Here is a 7,760-nt window from a genome sequence, read left to right on the forward strand (position 1 = left end):
TAGAAAAATATTACGATTCTTTTTATGAATTAGTCGAAAACTACTATGACAGAATGAATGCTGATGAAAATCAATCTGAGGAACAACCAACATTAAAAAGCATGATGGCAAGCTTAGACAAGACCAACGATAAAGTCGTGGAAGCCCCTAAGCCTAAAAAAGAAAAAGATACGAAGCCTAAGACCATTCCGCAATACGAACATATTTTTCCAAAAAGTGTTGTTCCAGAAATGGGGCCTATGCAACTTGATAAACTTGAGCGTAACCTTTTAACCATGGATATGTTCAATATGATTAAGCAACAAAATATTTGTGTTGTCATGAATAATATTGCCCCCGAAATCATTTATACAAAAAAATATTTTTCGCTTAAAGAAATCAACAAATCTGTATTGCCAGATTATAATATTGAAGGCGATAAATGGTTGTTTCAAAGGTTAACAAAGACATTTGATATAAAAATGATGAAAACTCTCGTCGAATATCAAAGTTTCCCAGATCACTTTCTGTCTATAAATATGAATGTAGCAAGCATTCTAACGAAAGAATTCGATCAATTTATTGCAAAACAAAAACAAATGTCAGAAATGCCTATCATTCTCGAGATATCTTTATTTGATATTATGTCCGATTTAGCAGAATATTATATAGCCCAAGCGAAACTCAAAAGCCTTGATTGCAAAATCTGCATATGCCGCATGGATATACAATCCTTATATGTTTTAGATAGAGAACTGATAAATGTAGATTTCTTAAAAATTCGTTGGAATAAAACCTATATTTCTAAGCTAAGCGATGAAGAAAAAAACAAAATTTCAAATGCAATCGCCACTCAAGGTAAAATGCGTGTCGTAATGTCAGATTGCGATTCACAAAACGCCATTACATTCGGAAATAATCTTGGTATCGTCATGTTTCAAGGTTTTGAAATTGATAAAATGCAGGGACTTTAAAAAGGATGCTTAGTACTCAGCGCCTGCATCTTCTAACATTCTTTCCATTGTTCTAAGGCGCCTATTTTCTCTTGCTAAATCAAGTGGTGTTCTACCTGTATTATCAGCCATGGACCAATCTGCGTTAGCAGCAAGAAGAATTTTCACTGATTCGCGATCATTTGCTCTAACGGCTTTATATAATGAAGTTTCACCGTTCCGATCAGCTGCATTCACATCCGCATTTTGAGATATTAGCAATTCAGCTATTTTATGTGCCTTAAGTCGAACCGCCACCATTAATGGCGTTTCGCCAGTAGATTTTTTAGCAATCTCAGTTTTTGCATTATCATTCAATAATAACGTGACCATTACACTATCTTTTAATGTAGAAGCAATATAAAGCGGCGTTTCACCATCCGCGTCGTCGCGAGTATTTACATTCGCCCCTTTTTTCAGATAATTTTGAAGCTTTCCATAATCTTTCGTTTTTACTGCCTTAAGCAAATTATATGCATCGGAAAAACTGTTTTCCTGAGTGTTCCCACTGACGGTCATGGTCAGAGCGACCACAAGCGATAAGAAAACTTTATGCTTTACGTTTTTTAAAAGACGCATTTTAAACTCCAGACTTTATAATTAGGCGAAGTCATATTATATATAATAAACATCTTAGTGAGTCTATTGTTAACCTAACCTGAAGCAGAACATAGAAATGAGTAAAACAGAAACACCTAAAAAGCCCAACATGCGAATTTTACTTAGTCTCGTGCTCGTTATCATCGCAGTAATTGTATGGATGCAGTTTTTAAATAAAGAAAATACGCCTACGGCTGCTGAAAACAGTAGAGCTTTAATTGGTGGCGAGTTTTCTTTAACTAACCATAAAGGCGAACCCGTTACAGATAAAGATTTCCTCGGTAAGTATATGATTGTTTACTTTGGTTATACCTTTTGCCCAGATGTCTGCCCTATGGATCTGCAAATTATGGCAGATGCCATGAGAATTTTACCGCCCGAAGAATTAGAACAAGTTAATCCCGTCTTTATAACCATTGACCCAGAACGTGATACCGTAGATGTTATGGCCGAATATGTTAGCTACTTCCACGATGATATGATCGGATTAACGGGCACCAATGAACAGGTAGATTCCATAAAAAAAGCATACAGAGTTTATGCCGCCAAGGCTGATGATAGTGCTGATTATCTTGTTGATCACACCTCTTATACATATTTTATGGATAAAGAAGGTACCCTCCTAAGACATTTTAATCACGGTGAAGACCCTGAGGCAATGGCAAATACAATCTCTTCACTGATAGAGTAGTTTTAGATATGAGCACACCTTTCTGGCAAGAAAAATCGCTAGATGAAATGTCTCAAGATGAATGGGAAAGTCTCTGTGATGGTTGCGGGCTTTGTTGTCTTCATAAATTAGAAGATTATGATACTGGTGATGTTTCTTATACCAATGTTGCCTGTCGTTTACTTGATATTGATACTTGTAGATGTCGCAAATATACGAAACGTAAAAAGCTAGTCCCTGATTGCGTTATTTTAAAACCTGAAGATGTTCAAAAATTTAAGTGGCTCCCTAAAACATGCGCATACCGTCTCATTTTTGAAGGTAAGGATCTTTTTGATTGGCATCCATTAATAAGTGGTTCCGGATTGACTGTTCATAAGTCTGGTATTTCCATTTCGCAAAAAGCAATTTCAGAAAGAGACGCAGGTGACCTTGAAGATCATATCATTGATATAAGTGAGCGTTGAAATGACAACGATAAATGATTTTAATCCCGACTTTAAAACCCATAAAAGAGCGAAACGAATTAAGCTGCGCTATGACGCGATTAACGATCGAGCCGTGATTACCATGCCGCGTTTTACGAGTAAGCTTTCAGCACTAAAATTTGCAACATCGAATATAGAATGGTTAAAAGAACAACGCACCAAAACGCCAAAGCCAATTTACTTAATAGATGGTTCAATTATTCCAATATTGGGAGAAATGAAGAAAGTTATCCATGATCCCATTTTAGCTGCCCGCGTAAATATTGATGATCAAAGAATTATTGTTGGCGGCCCTAAAGAAGGGTTCTCAGTTCGACTTGAAAATCATTTAAAAAAAGAAGCCCGAAAAACCATTGAGCCAATGGCACAAGAAATGGCCATGGCCATAAATAAAAAATTCAAAAGAATTCAAATAAGAGATACAAAAAGCAGATGGGGCAGTTGTTCTTCAAGTGGAAATTTATCATTTTCTTGGCGCTTGATTATGACCCCTCCGCAAGTTCTGGAATATGTTGTTGCACATGAAATCTCTCATTTGGCAGAAATGAACCACAGTCAGCGCTTCTGGGACATTGTTGATACTTTAGTCTCCCACGCCAAACCGTCTAGAAAATGGCTTAAAAATGAAGGTCAATCGCTGATGATGGTTTTAAACCAATAGTATGTTTTCATGAATTATATTTGAGGGCGAGACCTTGGTCTCACATTGGGGGTATCTAGTGTTGCATCATTTCGTCCTAAATCAACGCGGTACATGAAATTCTTCCATATATGAGCTGGCGTACCACCACCCGTGACACCTTGCATCGCTGTACTATCGTCTTTCCCAACCCAAACGCCATTGATCATATTTTTTCCGTACCCTACAAAGAGTGCATCTTTATAGTTTTGTGTTGTTCCCGTTTTTCCGGCTACTGGGAAATTCATGAGTGCCGCTCTTGCGGTACCTGTTGCAACAACATTTTGCAGCATAGCGTGCATAGTGTATGCAACCTCTTGATCTAATATTCTGATCTCTGGTCCTGGCATATGACGATAAAGAATTCTACCTGAGCTATTTTGTATTTCAACTATGCCATATGGTTTTGTTTCAATGCCCCCTCGCGCAACCACAGTATAAGCGGCCGTCAGTTCCATTAAATTTACCTCTGATGCGCCTAATGCAATACTGGGTTCCGGCGTTAAGGGCGTCGTTACGCCTAGTCGATGTGCCATATCGATCACTGAGCGTCTATCTACTCTTTCAGACAATTTTACCGCAACCGTATTAATCGATTTAGCAAACGCAGTTTCTAAATTTACTTCTCCAATATATCTGTCGCTATAATTCTTTGGGCTCCAACCATCTAAAATGATTGGACTATCCCGCATGATTGTTTCCGGACCAAAACCCGCTTCCAAGGCCGCCAGATATACGAATAATTTGAAAGCACTTCCTGGTTGGCGTTGCGCTTGTACAGCACGGTTAAATTGGCTTTCGTTATAGTCTCGACCGCCTACTAAAGCCCTAACCGCACCATCGAGGTCCATAGAAATAAGGGCGCCTTGCATGTTTTCTTCATTGCGTCTACTTAATGTTTGTCTCACGGCCCCAGCTGCCATTTGCTGCATCTCTGGAACCATCGTTGTATGCACGATTATAGGCTCATTTATTGTACCAATTAATTCTGGTAACTGTTCAACGACCCAATCTGTGAAATATCGAACATCTCCGCCTGCTTCAGCAGAATTTATTTTGACATTTACCTTTTTTGCACTTTCTCCTTCATCTGGTTCTAAAAATCCGGTTACGACCATATTATCAAGTACAATTGAAGTTCTATTATAAGCTCTTTCCACATCCCTAAGTGGTGAGTATAAAGCCGGTCCCTTTAACATACCTGCGAGCATCGCGGCTTCCGTTAAATTCAGTGTCTTCGCGCTATGGCCAAAAATAGTCCTTGATGCCGCATCAATGCCATATGCTCCTGCACCGAAATATGCTCTATTCATATAAATGGTCAAAATTTCTTGCTTATCAAGCTTCATTTCTAACCAAAAACTAAGAAGTAATTCTTGAATCTTTCTTTTTAAGGTCCTGTTCGAACTAAGATAGAGATTTTTAGCAAGCTGCTGCGAAATCGTACTACCGCCTTCAACAAGTTTTCCTTCTGTGATGTTATTGTACATGGCACGCGCAAGGCCACGATAATCTAACCCAAAATGTTCAAAGAACCGTCTGTCTTCGGTCGCAATGATTGCCTCAACCTGCTCGGGGGGGATATCTTCATAATCAAGCCATTCACCAAACACATCGCCATATGATGCCATTCGATTACCATCACGGTCCATGATCATAATTGTAGTTTTGGACGTTGCCTTATCAATATTAGCGATATCAGGCAAATCATAAGAGAAGTAAATCAATACGGGAACCATCAGCACCAACCCCCAGACGAAAATCACAGATATACTATAAAAGAATTTTGCTATACCCGACCTTGGCGGCTTCGCTTTATCCATTTTAGCAATTTTACCTTTTCGCGATTTTTTCTTTTGGGAACTAAAAATTCTTCTGACCCTTCATAAAATTTGTCCTAATTGACAATAAGAGAAGGGCAAAAATATGACAAGTTATAGCTTAAAGATAATTTCTTGACATTAGTTTCATTTGTAACTATTATTGTTTTAATATTTTAAAATAAAGGAAATAGCTATGAAAATTGATAGAATTCATCACGTGGCATACCGCTGCATGGATGCAAACAGAACAGTTGATTTTTATAAAAAATATCTCAACATGGATTTGGTATTGGCAATTTCTGAAGACAAAGTCCCATCAACTGGTGAACCGGATCCGTATATTCATATATTCCTTGACGCCGGTAGCGATAATGTACTCGCCTTTTTTGAAATTCCAAATTCACCGAAAATGGGTTGGGACGAAAATACGCCTGACTGGGTCCAGCATATTGCTTTCAAAGTGGCCGACGAAGAAACCCTATTGAAAGCGAAAGAAAAATTAGAAGCAAATAACATCCAAGTGGTAGGCCCCACAAATCACCATATATTCCAATCAATTTACTTCCGTGATCCAGATGGGCATCGTCTTGAATTGGCATATGATACGGCAAGCTTAGAAGAACTTAAAAAACTTAATGAAGTTGCGCCTGAAATGATGACTGAATGGGCCAAAAGTAAAACCACCTTAAAACATGCCGCATGGCTTCATGAAGATCAGTTTCAAGAATAAATAGAAAAAGCGGGTCAATTAGGACCCGCTTTTCTTTTAAACTAAATTCTATTAAACGTCTAAGTTACCGACGCTCAGGGCATTATCCTGGATAAATTCACGACGTGGTTCAACCACATCACCCATCAATTTAGAGAATATTTCATCCGCTGTGTCCGCATGATCAACTTTTACCTTGAGCAAACTACGCGCATCAGGATCAAGGGTAGTTTCCCACAACTGATCTGGGTTCATTTCACCCAATCCTTTATAACGTTGAATGGATAAGCCTTTGCGACCATATTTGATAATGAACGTTAAAAGCTCACTTGGAAGATATAGTTCATGCCCTTCTTCTTTTCTCGTGATTGTAGAAGGACTAGAAAATACTTCAGCACGTTTCGTGGCGGCGTCGTTTAAACGACGCGCTTCAGCAGAAGCACTGAATACGGCATCAATGCGGTAAACGTCTTTAATACCTCGGATTTCTTGAACGAAAATAACACCATCGCCGTTTTCATCCAGCTTCGCCGACCAATTATCTTCGCCAACGCCCGCACGTGCATTAAGACGTGATGTGACCGTTTCAAGTATTTTTTCGGCGCCGTTTCCGCGCACAAGCACATCTTCCGAAAGCGCTCCTAGTACGGCAAGTTCCTCAATAATCTCTTTATTATAACGATTTGGCACGTGAGCCAAGACACGATTTACATTTCGGGTTGTTTCAACGAGATCCGCTAAATCATTTCCTGCAATTTGCGCACCATCCCCTAATGTTAAAACCATCTCTTCTAACGTTTGAGCTATTAAATAATCTTCAAGTGCGGGGTCGTCTTTTAGATAAACTTCTGATTTACCTCTGCTCACTTTATAAAGTGGCGGTTGAGCAATATATAAATACCCTTTATCAATAAGTTCCGGCATTTGACGATAAAAGAATGTTAGAAGTAGTGTTCTAATATGCGCACCATCAACATCAGCATCCGTCATAATAATGACTTTATGATATCTCAATTTTTCAATATTAAATTCTTCGCGACCGATACCGGTTCCAAGTGCAGTAATAAGTGTACCGATTTCTTGTGAACCAAGCATTCTATCAAATCGGGCTCGCTCAACGTTCAGAATTTTACCTTTAAGTGGTAAAATTGCCTGATTTTTACGGTGACGCCCTTGTTTCGCGCTACCACCCGCACTATCACCCTCTACGATGAATATTTCCGCAAGCTCAGGATTTCGTTCCTGGCAATCCGCAAGCTTTCCAGGAAGCGACGAAATATCAAGACCGGTAGGTTTTCTAACCAATTCACGGGCTTTACGTGCTGCTTCACGCGCGGCAGCTGCTTCGCAAATTTTACCAATGATAATTTTGGCTTCTGCAGGATGTTCTTCAAACCACTGGCCAAGCTTTTCATTCAGTAAACTTTCAACAACAGGACGCACTTCTGATGAAACCAATTTATCTTTGGTTTGTGATGAGAATTTTGGATCAGGCACCTTAACACTTAACACACACGTGAGACCCTCGCGGCTATCATCGCCGGAAATTGAAACTTTTTCACGTTTCGCAATTCCTGTTGCATTAGCATAGTTATTAATGGTTCTGGTGAGCGCGCCTCTAAATCCGGCCAAATGCGTACCACCATCCCGTTGCGGAATATTATTGGTAAAACACAGCACATTTTCATGATAACTATCGTTCCATTGAAGCGAACATTCAAAGACAATATCTTCTTTCTCACCCATAATGGAAATAGGAGCTTCGATAAGAGCAGTCTTACTTCGGTCAAGATAATCAACATAAGCGTGAATACCGCCTT

The 7,760-nt window shown here is 39.2% G+C and carries 8 protein-coding genes; 5 read left to right on the forward strand and 3 right to left on the reverse strand.

What is annotated here, in order from left to right; all coding sequences use genetic code 11:
• On the forward strand, positions 1-953 hold a 953-nt coding region (locus ACTF6W_RS06780), incomplete at its 5' end, for an EAL domain-containing protein (protein WP_438993784.1).
• Positions 954-962: 9 nt separating this feature from the next.
• Here the strand turns inward: ACTF6W_RS06780 and ACTF6W_RS06785 are convergent.
• The gene (locus ACTF6W_RS06785) at positions 963-1,550 is read right to left on the reverse strand and encodes an ankyrin repeat domain-containing protein (protein WP_438993785.1); all 588 of its coding nucleotides are present in this window, start codon (positions 1,548-1,550) and stop codon (positions 963-965) included.
• A 97-nt stretch (positions 1,551-1,647) separates the two neighbouring features.
• Between ACTF6W_RS06785 and ACTF6W_RS06790 the strand changes: the two genes are divergently transcribed.
• The 3 genes from ACTF6W_RS06790 to ACTF6W_RS06800 are packed head-to-tail and all read left to right on the forward strand — an operon-like array spanning position 1,648 to position 3,390.
• A complete protein-coding gene (locus ACTF6W_RS06790) occupies positions 1,648-2,262 on the forward strand; it encodes an SCO family protein (RefSeq protein WP_438993786.1) in 615 nt (204 codons plus the stop codon).
• Positions 2,263-2,270: 8 nt separating this feature from the next.
• Positions 2,271-2,708 carry a YcgN family cysteine cluster protein gene (locus ACTF6W_RS06795; protein ID WP_438993787.1) on the forward strand — a complete coding sequence of 146 codons (438 nt, stop codon included), beginning with the start codon at positions 2,271-2,273 and terminating at the stop codon, positions 2,706-2,708.
• A 1-nt stretch (position 2,709) separates the two neighbouring features.
• Positions 2,710-3,390 (forward strand): M48 family metallopeptidase, encoded by a 681-nt coding sequence (locus ACTF6W_RS06800; RefSeq protein ID WP_438993788.1) that lies wholly within the window; start codon positions 2,710-2,712, stop codon positions 3,388-3,390.
• Positions 3,391-3,404: 14 nt separating this feature from the next.
• Here ACTF6W_RS06800 and ACTF6W_RS06805 read toward each other — a convergent pair whose 3' ends face one another.
• Positions 3,405-5,231, reverse strand: a complete 1,827-nt coding sequence (locus ACTF6W_RS06805) for a transglycosylase domain-containing protein (RefSeq protein ID WP_438993789.1) — start codon at positions 5,229-5,231, stop codon at positions 3,405-3,407.
• A 193-nt stretch (positions 5,232-5,424) separates the two neighbouring features.
• Here ACTF6W_RS06805 and ACTF6W_RS06810 point away from each other — a divergent pair, with 193 nt between their 5' ends.
• Positions 5,425-5,961, forward strand: a complete 537-nt coding sequence (locus ACTF6W_RS06810) for a VOC family protein (protein ID WP_438993790.1) — start codon at positions 5,425-5,427, stop codon at positions 5,959-5,961.
• Positions 5,962-6,012: 51 nt separating this feature from the next.
• On the opposite strand, the gene ACTF6W_RS06815 is transcribed toward ACTF6W_RS06810, so the two are convergent.
• Positions 6,013-7,760, reverse strand: a 1,748-nt coding sequence (locus ACTF6W_RS06815; protein ID WP_438993791.1) for a DNA gyrase subunit B, incomplete at its 5' end; no start/stop codon positions are given.

The sequence above is a fragment of the Pseudemcibacter sp. genome (assembly GCF_965661635.1).
Classification (GTDB): Bacteria; Pseudomonadota; Alphaproteobacteria; order Sphingomonadales; family Emcibacteraceae; genus Pseudemcibacter.

Coding starts and splice junctions, on each gene's coding strand:
- ACTF6W_RS06785 (WP_438993785.1), bottom strand. CDS start 1,550: ATGCGTCTTTTAAAAAACGTAAAGCATAAAGTTTTCTTATCGCTTGTG.
- ACTF6W_RS06790 (WP_438993786.1), top strand. CDS start 1,648: ATGAGTAAAACAGAAACACCTAAAAAGCCCAACATGCGAATTTTACTT.
- ACTF6W_RS06795 (WP_438993787.1), top strand. CDS start 2,271: ATGAGCACACCTTTCTGGCAAGAAAAATCGCTAGATGAAATGTCTCAA.
- ACTF6W_RS06800 (WP_438993788.1), top strand. CDS start 2,710: ATGACAACGATAAATGATTTTAATCCCGACTTTAAAACCCATAAAAGA.
- ACTF6W_RS06805 (WP_438993789.1), bottom strand. CDS start 5,231: ATGGATAAAGCGAAGCCGCCAAGGTCGGGTATAGCAAAATTCTTTTAT.
- ACTF6W_RS06810 (WP_438993790.1), top strand. CDS start 5,425: ATGAAAATTGATAGAATTCATCACGTGGCATACCGCTGCATGGATGCA.